This is a genomic window from Psychrobacter sp. MF31 (genome assembly GCF_012847335.1).
Taxonomy (GTDB): domain Bacteria; phylum Pseudomonadota; class Gammaproteobacteria; order Pseudomonadales; family Moraxellaceae; genus Psychrobacter.
The window spans coordinates 367798-384332 of sequence record NZ_JABBDX010000002.1 but is presented as its reverse complement, the minus strand read 5'-3'; the positions used below and the strand labels follow the sequence as shown (position 1 = coordinate 384332).

At 45.5% G+C, this 16535-nt stretch carries 13 protein-coding genes and 3 tRNA genes; 11 read left to right on the top strand and 5 right to left on the bottom strand.

Going from position 1 to position 16535, the window contains the following annotated elements; genetic code table 11:
- Nucleotides 1-403 precede the first annotated feature (403 nt).
- Both dxs and HF322_RS04835 read left to right on the top strand, forming a co-directional pair.
- Nucleotides 404-2458: a 1-deoxy-D-xylulose-5-phosphate synthase gene (gene dxs / locus HF322_RS04840; RefSeq protein ID WP_169392260.1), complete on the top strand. Its 2055-nt coding sequence runs from the start codon at nt 404-406 to the stop codon at nt 2456-2458.
- A 215-nt stretch (nt 2459-2673) separates the two neighbouring features.
- A complete protein-coding gene (locus HF322_RS04835) occupies nt 2674-3504 on the top strand; it encodes an inositol monophosphatase family protein (RefSeq protein WP_169392259.1) in 831 nt (276 codons plus the stop codon).
- Between the two features lie 85 nt (nt 3505-3589).
- On the opposite strand, the gene HF322_RS04830 is transcribed toward HF322_RS04835, so the two are convergent.
- Nucleotides 3590-5005 (bottom strand): wax ester/triacylglycerol synthase family O-acyltransferase, encoded by a 1416-nt coding sequence (locus HF322_RS04830; protein WP_169392258.1) that lies wholly within the window; start codon nt 5003-5005, stop codon nt 3590-3592.
- Nucleotides 5006-5095: 90 nt separating this feature from the next.
- On the bottom strand, nt 5096-5911 hold the full coding sequence (locus tag HF322_RS04825) for a thiazole synthase (protein WP_169392257.1): 816 nt from the start codon (nt 5909-5911) through the stop codon (nt 5096-5098).
- A gap of 218 nt (nt 5912-6129) precedes the next feature.
- Here HF322_RS04825 and gspE point away from each other — a divergent pair, with 218 nt between their 5' ends.
- Nucleotides 6130-7644, top strand: a complete 1515-nt coding sequence (gene gspE / locus HF322_RS04820; RefSeq protein WP_169392256.1) for a type II secretion system ATPase GspE — start codon at nt 6130-6132, stop codon at nt 7642-7644.
- 50 nt (nt 7645-7694) lie between these two features.
- Here the strand turns inward: gspE and HF322_RS04815 are convergent, their stop codons facing one another.
- Complete coding sequence (locus HF322_RS04815) at nt 7695-8141, bottom strand: Rid family hydrolase (protein ID WP_169392255.1); 447 nt, start codon at nt 8139-8141, stop codon at nt 7695-7697.
- A gap of 50 nt (nt 8142-8191) precedes the next feature.
- Complete coding sequence (locus tag HF322_RS04810) at nt 8192-8914, bottom strand: DUF4442 domain-containing protein (RefSeq protein WP_169392254.1); 723 nt, start codon at nt 8912-8914, stop codon at nt 8192-8194.
- Nucleotides 8915-9106: 192 nt separating this feature from the next.
- On the opposite strand from HF322_RS04810, the gene HF322_RS04805 reads away from it, so the two are divergent.
- The 6 genes from HF322_RS04805 to HF322_RS04780 all read left to right on the top strand — a co-directional run bounded on the left by HF322_RS04805 (nt 9107) and on the right by HF322_RS04780 (nt 13653).
- Nucleotides 9107-10522, top strand: coding sequence for an McrB family protein (locus HF322_RS04805; RefSeq protein ID WP_169392253.1), 1416 nt, complete (start codon nt 9107-9109; stop codon nt 10520-10522).
- A gap of 2 nt (nt 10523-10524) precedes the next feature.
- Entirely contained in the window at nt 10525-11829 is a 1305-nt protein-coding gene (locus HF322_RS04800; RefSeq protein ID WP_169392252.1) for a hypothetical protein, read from the top strand.
- A gap of 200 nt (nt 11830-12029) precedes the next feature.
- Nucleotides 12030-12106, top strand: a tRNA-Pro gene (locus HF322_RS04795).
- Between the two features lie 64 nt (nt 12107-12170).
- Nucleotides 12171-12247, top strand: a tRNA-Arg gene (locus HF322_RS04790).
- 35 nt (nt 12248-12282) lie between these two features.
- Nucleotides 12283-12358 (top strand) — tRNA-His (locus HF322_RS04785).
- A gap of 371 nt (nt 12359-12729) precedes the next feature.
- Complete coding sequence (locus HF322_RS04780; protein ID WP_169392251.1) at nt 12730-13653, top strand: AraC family transcriptional regulator; 924 nt, start codon at nt 12730-12732, stop codon at nt 13651-13653.
- A gap of 78 nt (nt 13654-13731) precedes the next feature.
- Here HF322_RS04780 and tnpA read toward each other — a convergent pair whose 3' ends face one another.
- Entirely contained in the window at nt 13732-14157 is a 426-nt protein-coding gene (gene tnpA / locus HF322_RS04775) for an IS200/IS605 family transposase (RefSeq protein ID WP_169392250.1), read from the bottom strand.
- 60 nt (nt 14158-14217) lie between these two features.
- On the opposite strand from tnpA, the gene HF322_RS04770 reads away from it, so the two are divergent.
- Nucleotides 14218-15345 (top strand): RNA-guided endonuclease TnpB family protein, encoded by a 1128-nt coding sequence (locus HF322_RS04770; RefSeq protein WP_169392249.1) that lies wholly within the window; start codon nt 14218-14220, stop codon nt 15343-15345.
- 221 nt (nt 15346-15566) lie between these two features.
- Nucleotides 15567-16535, top strand: a complete 969-nt coding sequence (locus HF322_RS04765; protein WP_223193166.1) for a hypothetical protein — start codon at nt 15567-15569, stop codon at nt 16533-16535.

Below are 16535 nucleotides of genomic sequence, written 5' to 3'. Positions count from 1 at the left end.
TGATTTTGCATTTTTTGCCTATCGTTGTTTTTGCCTATTGTTACTTGGTGTTTTGGCATGGCACTGCAAACAAATCGATTAAAGGTTGTATAAGGGCGAGAGCAGCGCTTTTCAATTCAGGCATTTTTATTGACCGCAATTGCAATCAAAACTTAGCGATAAAATACGAGCAAAGCTTTACGAATGCCAAGCGCGCTTAGAAAATCACATAAAGTTCACATTCAAGCCACGATGTTGTCTGTGATTGTCAAAAAAAAATGCTATTATGCCATACTATTTCAACGGTTACAGTGACAAGCCTGCGTAATGCCGTTACTTGCCCGTCAGTCGCAGCTTTTTGCTACGGATGATGGTCATAACAAAATCGCGCTTGTCTTGTAGATGGGTAGGTATCGTACGGTCTATGCAGCAGTCACCTTTTTTACAGTCTCAGATGGAAAACGCGCCGCTATCAGGCTCATCAAGCAGCGATGCTAATCACGCCGATTTTACCCATCATGCCAAGCAAAAGTCATTTAACGTCATTCCAAGCGTTCGCCCTGTCACGCCGATTCTTGATGCCATCGATGCCCCCGTCGATTTAAAGCATTTGAGCGTTGATGAGCTGATCATGCTTGCCGATGAGCTTCGCGAGTATTTGCTGTATTCAGCAGGAGTGAGCGGCGGTCACTTTGGGGCAAATTTGGGCGTGGTTGAATTGACCGTGGCTTTGCATTTTTTATTAAATGCGCCTGCTGACCAAATCGTTTGGGATGTAGGTCATCAAGCTTATGCCCATAAAGTGCTCACCGGTCGCCGTGAGCAAATCGGCAGTATCCGCGCGAAAGGCGGCTTGACGGCGTTTCCTGAGCGCGCTGAGTCCATTTTTGATACCTTTGGGGTGGGGCACTCGTCCACAGCAATATCCGCAGGGCTTGGCATGAGCTTAGCCCTTCGCTACCAAAACCGCGATCAGACGGTTGCTTGTATCATTGGCGATGGCGCGATGACCGGCGGCATGGCATTTGAAGCGATGAATGACGCGGTTCAGCAAGATGCTGATTTACTGGTGATTTTAAATGACAATGACATGTCGATATCGTGCTCCATTGGCGGATTTTCACGGCATTTAGCCAGCCTTTGGGAGTCAGGTTACCAAGTTGATATTGATGAGAGCGGTCAGCCGGATATCAAGTTGCGACCTGAAATGCAAGGCTTTGATCGCCGAGGTCGTCACGGTAAAGCAAGACCCATTCCCAAAATCGAAGACAATTTATTTAAAGCCATTGGTTTTACCTATTTTGGACCTTTTGATGGTCACGACATCCCAGAGCTGATTCGGGTGTTATCACGTGCCAAACAAGTTTCAGGACCCGTTTTGGTTCATGTTTATACCACCAAAGGCAAAGGCTTTTTACCCGCTGAAGCCGATCCGGTCGGTTATCACGCGATCAGCAAACTGGTTGAAGAAGCGGGCAAGCTTCCATCAAAATCGGCAGCAAAATTAAAATTTTCAGAAGTGTTTGGGCAGTTTTTGTGTGACAAAGCTGAGGAAGATGACAAGCTACTAGCCATCACGCCTGCTATGGAAGAAGGCTCAGGGATGACTGAGTTTGCAAAACAGTTCCCCGAGCGCTTTTTTGATGTGGCAATTGCCGAGCAGCATGCCGTCACTGTGGCAGGCGGCATGGCAACTCAAGGCGTCAAGCCGATTGTGGCGATTTATTCCACCTTTTTGCAGCGCGGTTATGACCAATTGATTCATGATGTTGCCCTGCAAAATTTGGATGTCACGTTTGCCATTGACCGCGCAGGACTGGTTGGCGAAGATGGCGCAACTCATGCCGGCGTGTTTGATTTTGCTTTTTTGCGCTGCGTTCCAAACTTAATTATCGCCGCGCCAAAAGATGAAAATGAATGTTATCAGATGCTTAATACCTGCTACGACTATAAAGGCTGCACCGCCGTTCGCTATCCGCGTGGTAGTGGAACAGGCGCGGTCATTCAAAAACCAGCTCAGCATTTAGAAGTTGGTAAAGCTGAAATCGAAGCGGTGTTAGGAAATGACACTGCCACCACCAAACTTGCCATCTTAGTGTTTGGAACCATGGTAAATACCGCTCAAGCTGCGGCGCAAAATATTTTTGACAGCTATCAGTCAGAAAGTGACCTTCAAATTCATCTGGTAAATATGCGCTGGGTGAAACCTTTAGATAGTGCCCTAATTGAAGAGTTACTTAAACAAGGCATCACCCATATCGCCACCATTGAAGAGCACACGGTGATGGGCGGCGCAGGAAGTGCGGTCAATGAATATTTGATCAATGACTCCGCGCTTTTTGCCAAAAATAAGCCTTTAGTTATGAACCTTGGTATTCCTGACCATTTTATAGCGCATGGTAGCCAAAGTGAGCAGCGTGCGGCAAGTGGCTTGGACGTATTGGGCATTGAAGCAAGCCTAAAGCAGTTATTGGCTTAACGGCTTGAGCAAATAAATTTTGCTTAGTTTTAATAATTAATCAAAATCAATCATTTATCCTCAAGCGAAATTTGATTACAATAGCACCAATTTAGCGCCTGTTTGCCGCAGGTTCGTATTGTTTTAAAGCTTACTCTTTTTGCATTGCCTTTGAGCTTGGTGCGGCGCTATTTTTCGTTTTTATTTTTACGTTGTTCACCCAAAATAGGTCAATTATGGAACCGATGGTCGTCATCGCAGCAAGAGCTGCTGAAAAAGTTGGAAATGAGATTTTGCACGCGCACCAAAACCGCCACAAGATCGAGCTGGACATTGAGTCCAAAGGGATCGATGGTTTGGTCACCCAAATCGACCGCTTTAGCGAAGAGCTGACCATCGCTACGCTAAAAGCCAGCTACCCAAATCACTCGTTTTTGGGTGAAGAGTTTGGTATGCAAGAAGGCACGGGCGAAGATGCCGATTGGTGCTGGATTATTGATCCGCTTGATGGCACCAAAAACTTTGTCCACGGTATCCCGCAGTTTTGTGTTTCCATCGCTGTTCAGCACAAAGGCGTAACTCAGCACGGCGTCATTTATGATCCCGTTCGCGATGAGATGTTTTCAGCAAGCCGCGGCAAAGGCGCGCGCTTAAATCAGCGCCGAATCCAAGTGAGCGAGCGCAAAACCATTGATGGTGGCTTATTTACTACAGGACATCCGCTTGAGCGCCGCCGCAATGGTGAGGTGGTGTCTTTTGCTAAAGCGCATTTTGACAGCCTATTAAAAGTCACCGAAGCGGGTGGTCAAATCAGACGACTTGGCTCAGCTGCGCTTGATTTGTGCTACGTTGCCGCAGGTCGCGTTGATGGCTATTTTGAAATGAGCATCAAGCCTTGGGATATCGCGGCAGGGGAGCTGATTGTGACTGAGGCTCGCGGCGTGGTGGTTGACCACAAAGGCGCTCATAACTCTATGACGACCGGCTCAATTTTTGCTTGTAACGTTAAATTGCTTAAGCCATTGATGCAAACGGTGGTTCCGGTTTGGGGCGATGCGGTTTATTAAGACTTTAAAAGTTAACCAAAATAAAAAAGCTGGCACTATTGACCAGCTTTTTTTTGTTGCTATCAGTTTTGCTAAACGTAATTTATCACATCGTCAGCGGATTAAATTCAAGAAGCCCTAAGCGTTTATCTTCGCTTAATTTTTCTAGCACGACCAGTTCTTCTTCGATAAGTTTGAGCATATCTTGGACGTGCGGCAACAATTTGCTACAAGCGGTGATGCAAAACTCCACTTTATCCAAATAGCTGGCAAGGGTGATGTTCATGGCTTGACCATCCAAAATAATGGACGCCGGATACAGCGCTTTGAGCGGCGCACCATTCCAATAGAGCGGCTTTTTAGCGCCAGGGACGTTGGAGATAATCAAGTTAAAGGCTTGTTTTCGCGGAAACAGTCCGGTTAATACGTTAATGCCTTCCCAAGCATAAGCTATGGCGCTGTAATTAATCACCTGAGCTTGATTCATCCGGCGAAACCGGCGCTTGCCGCTGTTCATACTGCGATGAATTAAGCTGAGCCTACGAATTGGATTGTCCAAATGCGTTCCTAAATTGGCAAGTAAAAACGAGAGTTGATTGCCATTATTACTGTCATCGCGGCGTAAGGAGATGGGAACAAAAGCGATCAATGGCTTGCTTGGTAGCGCATTCATATCCAGTAAATATCGGCGGATGGCGCCTGAACAAACGGCTAAAATCACATCGTTGGTGTTCACTTTAAACTCGCAAGCCACTTCACGAAAGCGCTCAATCTCATAAGACTGCGTAGCAATGCGGCGCGATGCTGAAATGCGCTGATTTAAAATGCTTTTTGGCGCATCAAAAGTACCAACATAATCCTCATCGCCATAGTGTTTGAGATTATCAAGCAGTTCGGTGAAAACCGGCTTAATGGTTGATAATTGCTCTTTGGCAATCGTCCACGCTGAGCGCCCCGCCGGAATCATCGCATCAACTTGATTGCGGTGGCGCGTCATGAGTGACCAAACCGGCAGTGTCATGGGTTCGGTGGGCGATTGCGATAAGGATTTTTGGATCAAGCGCATGGCGGCAATGCCATCGACCAGCGAGTGATGAATTTTAAAATACAGGGCAAAACGCTCAGGCGAACCTTCAAATTCTGGGACAATGCCTTCGATAATGTGACATTCCCAAAGCGGCATCGCGCGATCAAGCAAGCGGCTGTGCTCTTTTGACACGTACATCAAAAGCTCGCGGATACGCCCAGGATTTGGCAGGGCAATATGGCGAAAATGATGCTCAACATTAAATTGCTCATCCGTCTCCCAAACGAGCAAATGCTTGAGCACTTGATTAAACGGAAAGCTTGGCGGCACCGTTGAGGTTTGCATTTGCTGAACGAGATTTTGCACAAAATCGCTTTGGTCATGATCGGTCGTTGATTCTGGCAGCTCAAATAAAAACAAGCCGCCCACATGCATCGGCTGCTTTCGCGACTCTAATAATAAAAATAACAAATCAACGGCGGTCAGCAAACGCATGGCTTATCCTTTTTTAAGTGGCGCGTTTTAAGCGTTTTTGCGCGAAAATCTAAATTCCATTTATAATTTGGGAGTTTTATAGCTTATTTTTTACTGAAAAAAGTAGCCGGTTTGCGGTGAGCTTGCTTGCGCCATTTTGCGCATCGGCATTCGACCTGCTAAAAATGCCTCACGACCTGCCCAAACGGCGTGTTTCATGGCTTGCGCCATCAACACAGGGTCTTTAGCATAAGCAATGGCGGAGTTCATGAGCACCCCATCGCAGCCAAGTTCCATGGCAATTGCCGCATCGGATGCTGTACCAACGCCGGCATCAACCAAAACCGGAACGCTGGCATTTTCAACAATCAAGCTTAACGTGTGGCGGTTAAGCAGTCCAAGTCCTGAGCCAATGAGGCTGCCAAGCGGCATGATCGCCACGCAGCCCATGCTTTCAAGCTCTTTTGCTACGATCGGATCGTCAGAAGTATAAACCATCACTTCAAAGCCGTCTTTAATGAGCACTTCAGCCGCTTTTAGCGTTTCGGTGACGTTAGGATAAAGGGTTTTTTCATCGCCAAGCACTTCAAGTTTAACCAAATTATGCCCGTCTAATAGCTCGCGCGCAAGCATACAGGTGCGAATGGCGCTATCAGCATCAAAGCAGCCTGCCGTATTGGGTAAGATGGTAAATTCTTTCGGGGAGATCACATCAAGTAAATTTGGCTCATCGCGGTTTTGACCGATATTAGTTCGGCGAATGGCAACAGTGACAATCTGTGCGCCGGAAGCTTGAATTGCCGCGCCCGTCTGGGCTAAATCTTGATATTTGCCCGTGCCAACAAGCAGCCTTGACGAAAAGGTTCGGCTGCCAACTTGAAGGCTGTCTTGGGATAGGGCGGAGGTGGACACAGATTCTGAGGGCATAACGAAGTTCCTTTAATGTCAGCTGATGTTTAACGAAAAAAGCGCGGAGGGCTTGAGCAAAATGCTATTATATCAAAGTCAAAGCAGCAACACTGCAACCGTTACCGAAGATTACAGCGCATTTTTTTATGGTTGTTAATGCTTTATTTTTAAAAGGTTTTTACCGTTTGATAAATCCCAATTTTACCCGCGATTTTGTTTTTATTTAGGTCACCGTTATGCTTCAGCTGCCTTATAGTTTTGCCAAACGCCATCAACTGCTTGTCATCGCGAATATTGACCCAAAGCCGCCCATTTTGGTCATCACGCAAGCCACGCCCATGCTGGCGATTAATGAAGCCGTTCGCTATTTGCAGCAGCAAGGGGTCAACACGCCGCCTGAATTTGATTTAATCAGCGCGGATGACTTTGAAGCAAGGCTTGCTGCCGCCTTTGCTGGTAATACGGGTGAGTCGCAGCACATTGCCGCAGGGCTTGAAGATCATCCGGATTTGGACAGTCTTGCTGATAGCGTTCCTGAAACCGAAGACTTGATGGACAGCCAAGATGACGCGCCGATTATCCGCTTGATTAACGCGCTGTTGTCCGAAGCCATTCGCTTAAATGCTTCCGACATTCATATTGAAACCTTTGAAAAACGGCTGGTCGTTCGCTTTCGGGTTGATGGGGAGCTTAAAGAAATTATCAGCCCCAAACGGCAACTGGCGCCGCTATTGGTATCGCGAATAAAAGTCATGGCGCGGCTGGATATTGCCGAAAAACGCGTCCCACAAGATGGTCGAATGAGTCTTCGCTTGGCAGGTCGTGAGGTGGACGTTCGGGTATCGACGTTGCCATCAAGCTTTGGCGAGCGCGTGGTGATGCGACTGCTGGATAAGCAAGCTGGCAGGCTCAACATGACCTATCTTGGCTTAGCCGATAAAGATTATGACGAGTTAACAAGGCTTATTCACAGACCACACGGCATCATTTTGGTCACAGGACCTACAGGATCAGGAAAAACCACCACCCTTTACGCCGCGCTGACCGATTTAAACGACCAATCGCGAAATATTTTGACCGCCGAAGACCCAATAGAATTTCAACTAGATGGCATTGGGCAAACGCAAATTAATAACAAAGTGGACATGACCTTTGCCAAAAGCCTTCGCGCCATGCTTCGTCAAGACCCTGATGTGGTGATGGTGGGTGAAATCCGCGATTTAGAAACTGCCGAGATTGCCGTTCAAGCCTCACTGACGGGGCATTTGGTGCTGTCAACTTTGCATACCAACACCGCAATTGGCGCGGTCACCCGATTGCAAGATATGGGCGTTGAGCCGTTTTTATTGTCGTCGTCGCTCATTGGTGTGGTGGCTCAGCGTTTGGTTCGAACGCTTTGCCCGCATTGCTTTGATTGGCAGCAAGCGGACAGCGAACAAACCAAGTTGTTTTTTGAGGTGGGTAAAAAGGTTGGTGACAATATCCAGCTGCCAAAACCGGTCGGCTGTGATAAGTGCAACCAATCCGGCTTTCGCGGTAGGACAGCGATTTATGAAGTCGTTCCCATTGATGACAACTTACGCCGAATGATTCATAGCAACGCTGCTGAATTTGACCTTGAAAGCTACGCCCGCCAAAAAACGCCGTCTATCCGCGCCGATGGCTTACAAAAGGTGCTTTTGGGTCAAACGACGCTTGAAGAAGTGCTTCGCGTGACCAAAGACAGCGCTATTCTTGATGAGATACTTTAACCGTTTGGCTTGATGACTGCCAAACGGTATGCTTTGCCAAGCTAAACCGTTTATCTTGACGCTAAACACTCAATCTCAACGCTTGCGCCAAGGGCAAGCTCGTTAACGGCGAAGGCGGAGCGGGTAGGGTAAGGCGCTTGTAATTCAGCAAGATAGGCTTTGTTAAACGCGGCAAAGTCGTCCATGTCGTCAATCATCACGCTGCATTTGACCAAATCTGAGCGGCTCAAATTAAACTTGGCGAGCACCTTATCCATATTGGTAAAGATTTGCTTGGTCTCGTTGGCAACGCCGCCTTTGACCAATTTGCCATCTTTAATGCCAATTTGCCCTGACATATATAAGGTATCGCCCACCAAAACGCCGTCAGAAAATGGCATGGTTTTACTTGAGCTATAATAAGTCGGCGCGGCGATTGCTGGAAGCATAATCGCGCTAAAAAACATACTGCAAATCAAAGGCTTGATAGCTGATTTTAGCTGAGAAAATGTTTTCATGATTATTTTCCTATGGTCGTTAAAGGTTATTTGGTAGGGTCAGTTGAAAGCTAAGCTGAAAACTTACTATCACCGTTTTTTTCTATTTCATGACTTTTATTTTCTGTTGCGGTAGTGCTTTCAAGGGTTTCAGTTTTGGCAGCAAAGTTACCGCTGCGGCGTGATTCAAGCTCAGATTTTGGGATCCAAGCCCAAGTCATCTCAACGGTGATGGAATCGCGGTCGCTGTCCGACTCACGGTCTTTGATGATACACGGAATAACCATCTCGCCTTTTGGCGTATTTAAAATTTCAAGTCGCGACTCATCGCTTAAGGTGGCAATGGCAGCAACTTGACCTCTTTTTAGCGGTCGGTAAAAATTGACGCTGTAGGATTTAATCAGCAAAATGCGATCAGAAGGCAAGTTGAGTCCTAAAATAAATCCGGTGGCGGTTTCTGCAAGCAAAGTGACGGCAACGGCATGGATAGAGCCGATATGGTTTTGTACGGATTTATGGTTGTTTAAGCTGACCATAACTTGATTTGGCTCGACTTGCTCGTAATAAACGCCTGCGGTTCCGACAAAGGGCACAACTTTGCCAAAAGCTTTGGATAAAATGCTGGCTCGAGCCCCTGCAGGTAAGTATTTGGTGACGGATAATAACTTGGTGAATTGGTTGTTGACAGGCTTGAGCTTGGTGATAGGGGCGGCGATTGGCAACGCAGGGGCAGAGTTTGGCGCTGAAGGCACACGGGGGCGATTGTTAAACATTTTTTTAAACCACGTTGGCATATCAGCGTCCTTTTTTGAGCAATCAATCAAGCTATGTTAGCATCATCTTGGCGCGCTGTGTCAGCTTATCTTGACCGCTTCGGCTGTGAAATGGGTGCCCACTTATCGCCCATTTTTCTTTTGACTTTGATTGCCTTTTAATTTTAAGCAAGCGCCCAAATCTTATCTTTTTTGCTGAATATATTAGTTGCTATGACCATTCGCCCTCAAGCGCAAAATTGCATTTATTTTGGTGTTGCTGGAACCGGAAAAACCCATCAGTTATTAACGCTTGCTAAAAATTATACCGATGAATTTGCCGCGTTAAGTATTGATGAGCTTTGTTCGCAGTTGGTCGCGCCGCTCAATTGGCGTGAGGTGATTTGCCTGATTTTTTTAGATTTCAAAGAAAATCACCAAGAGCTGGTTAAAGTGCCAGAATTGCTTGAGCATCGTTTTTTTATGGCAAAAGCGGCGCAAAATTTCCGCGATAAAAATTTAAGCGCTACCGCGTGGTCAGTGCTTCAGCAGTTCAGCCATACTGAATCCACTACTGTCCGCTATAAAAACCGTGCTGCGCAAGCGTACTTTGATAAAGATATTAACGGTGCTTGGTATTTACTTGCCGATATTGACATTCAGCTTGTGCCGCTTAATGAGCAATTAAGCGAGTTTCACCAAGCTTGCCGCCAAAACAATGCGCAAGCCAACCGTTTTGAGCGTTTTAGCATGGTAAGCTTTCACCAAGCTTATGGCTATGAAGAGTTTGTTGAGGGCATCCGTCCGGTAGTTGGCAGTGAGGGCGCAATTGGCAGCCAAACCAGCCAAAGTATGAGTTATGCGATCCGCGATGGCGCGTTTTTAGCGCTTTGTCAGCGCGCCGCTCGCGATCCCAACCGCCGCTATGCCATGCTGATTGACGAAATCAACCGCGCTAATGTCTCGCGCGTTTTTGGCGAATTGCTCAGCCTGATTGAGCCGGACAAGCGCTTAGGAATGCCTAATGCCATGACCGTAAGCCTTGCTTACTCAGGTCGGCAGTTTGGGATTCCAAGTAACGTTGATATTTTTGCCACGATGAACACGCAAGATGTGTCGCTTGCGCCGCTTGATTTGGCATTTCGGCGCCGATTTCGCTTTATTGACTGCCCGCCAACTCCTGAATTGTTGCCTGTCATTCAGCTCAATAACGACAATGACATAAACGATGAGACGATTGATATGGCAAAAATTTTGGTAGGGCTAAATCAGCGGATTATTGAAGTGCTTGGCATGGAAGCAAGGTTAGGTCACGCGTTTTTGATGACTGTTAGCAATATTGCTGAGCTACAATCCACGCTTGTTCAACAAATCATTCCGCAGCTTGCGCAATTGGCAAATCAGCAATTAGATATTTTGCAGTATATTTTTAACGACCCTCAGCAAGCTATTGACGCGCAATTTATCCAAGCGCCACCACATTTACGGCAAGGTCATTTTGAGCAAGCGCCACAATTTTCCGCAAATCAGCTGTTTGGACAATTTAATCACGGCGCAACGGGCTTTATAATAAATCCAAAGCTGATATCAGGCAGTGACCCGTTTACAACCGCAGCAATTTATCAGCGGCTTTATGATAAATCGTCCTAAATATGATGAACAATAATTTGCCGCTGCGTGTGATGAGCGTTTTAGAGCATCAAGAATTGACCCAACGCGACTTTGCTATCAAAAGCGATTTTGATTGGCTCATTGGTTGTGATTTTGATGTATTTACGACGCGATATCAGCGCGGTCAGTGGCGGCTAAAAATCGGTCATTATATCGGTGTGGTGCTGCTACCAAGTGGTATCAGCCTTGAGATTTTACCAAAAACCACGCAAAAATTGGATTTGGCAAACATTAACGAGTCAAGGCGATGGGTTTGCCAAATGTTCAGCGATTTGTCTCAAAATCAGATCAGCCCAAAACAAAAAGCGCTTGGTCAATTCAGCCCAAACTTAGCTACCAACAACGAAAGCCCGACGATCATCGATTGGCTAATGGCGCAGTTTTTGAGTTTACTAAGTCAATATTCACCAAGCAGCACTTACCAATCACAAATTCAGTCTCAAGCCAAGCTTCAAGGTAAGCTTATCATCAAAGCGCAGTTAAAAAGTCCACCGACCGGTAAGCTGGTTTGTGAAATTAATAGCCGAAGTCAAAACCTTGTCAGCAATCGATTGATAAAAAGTGCGCTGTTATTATTTACCAACCAATTAAGCAGCACGCTGCAAGCTTGGCAGTCGATCTCGCCATTAAGTCAGTCAGAGCGGCAGCAGCTTACTGCAAGCTATCAGCAAGCGCGGGTTGAGATAAAAGCGCAAGCTCAATCTTCGCAAAATGCCAGTCAATTGCTTGATTTTGCGTATTGGTTGTTAAGTGGTCAAGCAAATTTGCCATCTGGCGTTGCGGTGTTGACGCCTTGGCAATCCTTACCAAAGCTTTGCCTATTTATCAACATGAACCAAGCTTTTGAGCGCTGGGCGGGGCTTTGTATTGCTCAGGAATTCTCTCAACAAGGTTGCCATTCTCCTGTTTTTCAGCCGCGCGACGTTTGGCTTCGCGATAGTAAAGGCATACCCTACTTAAACATTCAGCCAGATTTATTGATTTATGAGACTTTAGAAAATCAGTCCACAAGTTGCAGCCACGTCATCGATATGAAATGGAAGGCAAGTACAGCGGCAAATCTTCGCGCCCATGACGCTTATCAGCTGACAAGCTACGCGCAAGCGTATCAGGCAAAAAATATCTGGCTGGTTTTTCCGGTGACGGACCATAAAATTAAGCCGATTCGACTACAACCGCATTCTCAAACCCATGATAATCGCTTTGATACTACAAACTTATCTCAAGTTCCGCTTTGGCTCATGCCATTTAATGTCACGACCGCCAAGCTTAACCGCGCAGAATAGGGAGCAGTTCCAAGAAAATTTACCAAAAATGTGCTTTTTTCATAAAAAAGGACAATTATTTAAAAATAATATGAATTAGGTGTTGACATACTCCGCCTTTCGCCTTATTATGTGCACCTCGATAGCGATGATTGAAAACAAATTAAACGTGGTATTGATTAATAAGTTTGAAACTAAGTTATCGATGATTGAGAGACATTCGGAGTGTGGCGCAGTTTGGTAGCGCATCTGGTTTGGGACCAGAGGGTCGTAGGTTCGAATCCTATCACTCCGACCATCTCAAAAAGAGCCTTACAGGCTTTTTTTTATATATAAGTGATTATATATAAATGCCAAATCGAGCGCCTGTAGCTCAGTTGGATAGAGCACCTGCCTTCTAAGTAGGTGGTCGCAGGTTCGAATCCTGCCAGGCGCGCCATTTAGCCTGCAAATCTTGCCCCTTGGCAATATATGGCGGTTGTAGCTCAGTTGGTAGAGCCCCGGGTTGTGATCTCGGTTGTCGTGGGTTCGAGTCCCATCAGTCGCCCCAATATCTTCTTCAAGTTCTAAAACTTCCTATCTGTTTCGTTATTATTCTTTTATTTTGATAATGATCGCCATTTTGGCGGCTTTTTGTCGTTCTTAATTTTTAATTTCTTTAAAATCATTTACTTTTTGATCGTCTGGGCAACCTTACTTGCGTTGACGATGACCTTTTACCATAACCATAAATTCTTGATCAAATTCATTTACCAGATAAAGCCTTATGTTTAGTTAAGTAAAGCGCTGTTAAGTTGTGTTTATCGTATGTATATTTTTAACTGTAGTCCACAAGTGATTAATTTACTTGAATATTAGGGTTAAGGTCGTTATGTTGCAAGCTTTGAATGGTTTGCGCGACTTAGCTTAAGGATAAGATTCATGGATGCCCTGAGCATGCTTCTTGAAAATGTGCATTTGTGTGAGACCCGCTATTATCGTTTAGAGGGCAAGGGCGATTGGTCGTATTCGATTACGAGAAAAGATACGATTTTGTTTTATTTGGTGATGTCGGGAAGTTTTTGTATCAGCGTGGGCGAGGCGTCAAGAAAGGCGTATTCCGGCGATATGATTATGATTCCAAACGCTTATCGCCATGTTTGCTATGCGCTTGATTATCACGGTTGTGAGGCGCAAGCGTTGGATGAGCATTTGGTTGGCGCAGAAGCAAAGACGCTGTCGCTTGGGGAAGCAGGCGAGCTTAACTCATGCCTGATCTTGATTGAATGCCAGTATGATAAAGAGATGATAAGACCGCTATTGTCGGTATTGCCGCCGATTTTGCCGGAGCATGAAGATCAGCCAGAAAGCCGGTTTGAAGTGCTTGATGTGGGCATCAAATTGTTAACGCTTGAGTCGGCGCATGAGCGCATCGGTAAAACGGCAGTGATCAATCATTGGGCAAGCATTATGATGATCGAATGCCTGCGAACGTATATCGAAAGCCTTCCTGAGGCAACCGGAAGCTGGCTTCAGGCAATGAAAGATCCGTATTTGGCAAAGGCGCTTGCTGTCATGCATGATGCGCCCAATCAAAGCTGGACGATTCACAAATTGGCAGAGGTCGCCGGAATGTCGCGATCAAGCTTTGCTCAGCGTTTTAAAGATATCGTTGGTATGCCGCCTTTGACCTATTTGATCGATTATCGGCTGCGCTTGGCGGCGCGTTATTTGCGGTTGCAGCAAAACAGCATCAGCCGAATTAGTGAGCTTGTCGGTTACGCGTCGGATTCGACGTTTAGCCAAGCGTTTAAGCGGGTTTATGGCGTATCGCCCAAAATTTATCGACAGCAATATCAAAAGTAGCTGATAGCTTAACGCTATTTTAAATGTTGAAGGGAACAATAAGCGTTAAGGTCAATCCTTAGCGCTTTTTTGCTGATTTTAACTATTCATGCTTACATCAGGGCGCTTTTGTTTTTCAATATATTGTCTAATCGTATCAATGGTTGCGTCGCCAGTAGTCAGCAAGCAGTAAGCTCTCGTCCATAGAACAGGCTTGTTATAAAAGGCGGAAAAATGATTTGAAAACTCTTTTCTAATCAATCGACTGGTGACTGTTTTTAGATTATTGATGAATTTACTCGGCATGATATTAGGGTGCAGTTCAATCAATAGATGAATATGGTCGGACGCGCCACTGAACTCTAACAGCTCAACATCCCATTTTTGGCAAAGCTCGTTTGTAATAGTCTTAAGCCTGTCAAGAATATCATTAGTAAAGCATTTTCTGCGGTACTTACTGACTAACACTAAATGAAAGGTTAGATTATAAACGCAATTATAGTGTGACTTTAGCTGCTTACGCATAATTGACACCAAGTTGAATCGATGCTAAATTATAATCCTATCTTACTTAATTGACAAGCTATGATCCGCGCCTATAAATACCGAATTTACCCAAATCTTGAGCAAAAAGTGCTGATTGAAAAGCACTTTGGTTGCGCTCGATTTGTGTTTAATTGGGCGCTTGCACTTCAAAAGCGCTACTATTCGCTATTCAAAAAGTCGCTGTCACGATCCCAAATTCAAAGTCAGCTTGTCAAAAAGAAAAAGACTGAAAGGTTTGCATGGCTTAATGAGGTTAACAGTCAATCTTTACTTAATGCCTTATTGAACGTCCATACCGCTTTTACCAATTTCTTCAAAGGTCGCGCTAAGTTTCCACGTTTCAAGTCTAAAAAAAGACCGCGTAGAAGCTATCAAAACCCTCAGCATGGTAGTGTCAACTTTGATAATGGAACGATTGACCTACCCAAGCTAAAGGGTATTAAAGCTAAGTTTAGCCGTGAGTTTGTTGGCAAAGTTAAAACAGTCACGGTAAGCGAAACCGCGACAGGAAAATACTTTGCAAGCATTTTGGTCGAGAATGAGGATGTTTTGCCAGTGGCGACTACGGTTGAGTCAAGCCTAACCATTGGTATTGATTTAGGAATTAGTCATTTACTGATCTTATCTAATGGCACTAAGTTTGATAATGCAAAGCATTTAGCTAAAGCTAGTCGAAGGCTTGCCGTTCAACAAAAGATCTTTGCCCGAAAGCAAAAACAAAGCAAAAACTATCAAAAGCAAAAACTCGCCGTTGCTCGTATTCATGAAAAAGTACGCCATCAGCGACTAGACTTACATCATCAAATTACCCATCAGCTTGTTTGCAAAAACCAAGCGACAAGCTTTGGGGTTGAAGATTTGGCGGTGAAAAACATGGTAAAAAACCGTAAGCTTGCCAAAGCGATTAGCGATGCCGCTTGGGGTCAGTTTGTGACCTTGCTGAGTTACAAGGCTAAGTGGCATGGTAAAAACGTGCTAAAGGTAAATCGGTTTTTTGCTAGTAGTAAACTTTGCTCGCATTGTGATCACAAACTGGATAGTTTGCCGTTATCGGTGAGAAGTTGGATTTGCCCTAGTTGCCAACTAGAACATGACCGTGACCTCAATGCCAGTAATAATATTCGCCGTCAGGCGTTAGCTGATGTAGCAGGGCTTGCTACGGTATAAAGAGTTCCCTTGTGCCGATACTACTCAGCGGTAGTGGCATGACGAAAGGTAGTAGTCTCATTGAAGCTATGGGTCGCCAAGATTCCCCCACCATAACCCCTAGGTTTGGTGGTGGGAGTAGGTCAAATAAATTTTTGCCGTGACTTTGGCTGACAAGGCGTTGATCTTTAGGTAAGATGACGATATCAGAATCAAATTTGTGAACAATTTGTGATAACGTTATGACCCAAACTGGTGATAATCTTAAGAAAATGGCGAATCAATCTTTAACAGATAAAGATACGGGTAATGACGCTGAACCTCAAGCTTTTGAGAATCAAGCACCAAATTCGGCTTTATCTAAAGCGTCTTTGTTGGCGCAATTTATGGTCAGTGATGCCAGCGATCAAGACGGTGATAGCGACAGCAATGCCACTAAGCTTCGCATCAAGCTTTATGATCAGCAGCTTGAGCGCGCCCGCCTATATTATGAAGCGCCCGAATTAGCGCGACCGACGTATTTAATCAGCCATTTAAAAGCGCAGTTTTTGGAGTGGCAACAGTTTATCCTTGCCAAGAATTTGGACAAGCGCGCTTTGATTGACATTGATAGCATCGAGCGCTTGTGGCAACAGTTGCACGTGGTTGATGATTTAATCAGCGATATTATCCATAAAATGGGCGCTCAGCGTCCGGCAGGCTGGCAGCTTACCGTTCAAGACGGTTTAAATCCGCTGTCTTTACCGACCGTGGGCAAACTTAAGCACCCAAATCCCGTTCGCGACCAAGAAAGCTTGGCAAGTTATGTGCTGACCCAGTTTGGGGTGACAAGCTTCACTTATGATCGCGGCTATTACATCGGTCATGTGGTCGGCTACTTGTTTTGTTGTTATTTTTGCGCGCATTTGTCTTTAAGTTATAGCATCACAGCGCTGCACCCAAATGCGGTGATGGAAGTTGATTACGCAAGCCTTGAGACGCCGTTTATGGTAAGACTGCTGCAAGGCTTGGATGGCGATTGCAAAAAGCGCGTTTATCAGCTTGCCGTCATTTGCGCGCGGCTCAGCGTTTTTGCCTCAAACAAACGCATTGAAAAATTGCTGATCGCGGAGGTCAATGACTTTGACAAACAGCTTCAGCAGCAGCATTTGGATGTTTTATTAACCCAAGGCATCATGCCCGACAGTAGCGATTCAACCCCGCTTTTTTAA

Coding starts and splice junctions, on each gene's coding strand:
- gspE (WP_169392256.1), top strand. CDS start 6,130: ATGCTTCAGCTGCCTTATAGTTTTGCCAAACGCCATCAACTGCTTGTC.
- HF322_RS04780 (WP_169392251.1), top strand. CDS start 12,730: ATGGATGCCCTGAGCATGCTTCTTGAAAATGTGCATTTGTGTGAGACC.
- HF322_RS04810 (WP_169392254.1), bottom strand. CDS start 8,914: ATGCCAACGTGGTTTAAAAAAATGTTTAACAATCGCCCCCGTGTGCCT.
- HF322_RS04765 (WP_223193166.1), top strand. CDS start 15,567: ATGACCCAAACTGGTGATAATCTTAAGAAAATGGCGAATCAATCTTTA.
- HF322_RS04830 (WP_169392258.1), bottom strand. CDS start 5,005: ATGCGTTTGCTGACCGCCGTTGATTTGTTATTTTTATTATTAGAGTCG.
- HF322_RS04770 (WP_169392249.1), top strand. CDS start 14,218: ATGATCCGCGCCTATAAATACCGAATTTACCCAAATCTTGAGCAAAAA.
- HF322_RS04805 (WP_169392253.1), top strand. CDS start 9,107: ATGACCATTCGCCCTCAAGCGCAAAATTGCATTTATTTTGGTGTTGCT.
- dxs (WP_169392260.1), top strand. CDS start 404: ATGCAGCAGTCACCTTTTTTACAGTCTCAGATGGAAAACGCGCCGCTA.
- HF322_RS04800 (WP_169392252.1), top strand. CDS start 10,525: ATGATGAACAATAATTTGCCGCTGCGTGTGATGAGCGTTTTAGAGCAT.
- tnpA (WP_169392250.1), bottom strand. CDS start 14,157: ATGCGTAAGCAGCTAAAGTCACACTATAATTGCGTTTATAATCTAACC.
- HF322_RS04835 (WP_169392259.1), top strand. CDS start 2,674: ATGGAACCGATGGTCGTCATCGCAGCAAGAGCTGCTGAAAAAGTTGGA.
- HF322_RS04825 (WP_169392257.1), bottom strand. CDS start 5,911: ATGCCCTCAGAATCTGTGTCCACCTCCGCCCTATCCCAAGACAGCCTT.
- HF322_RS04815 (WP_169392255.1), bottom strand. CDS start 8,141: ATGAAAACATTTTCTCAGCTAAAATCAGCTATCAAGCCTTTGATTTGC.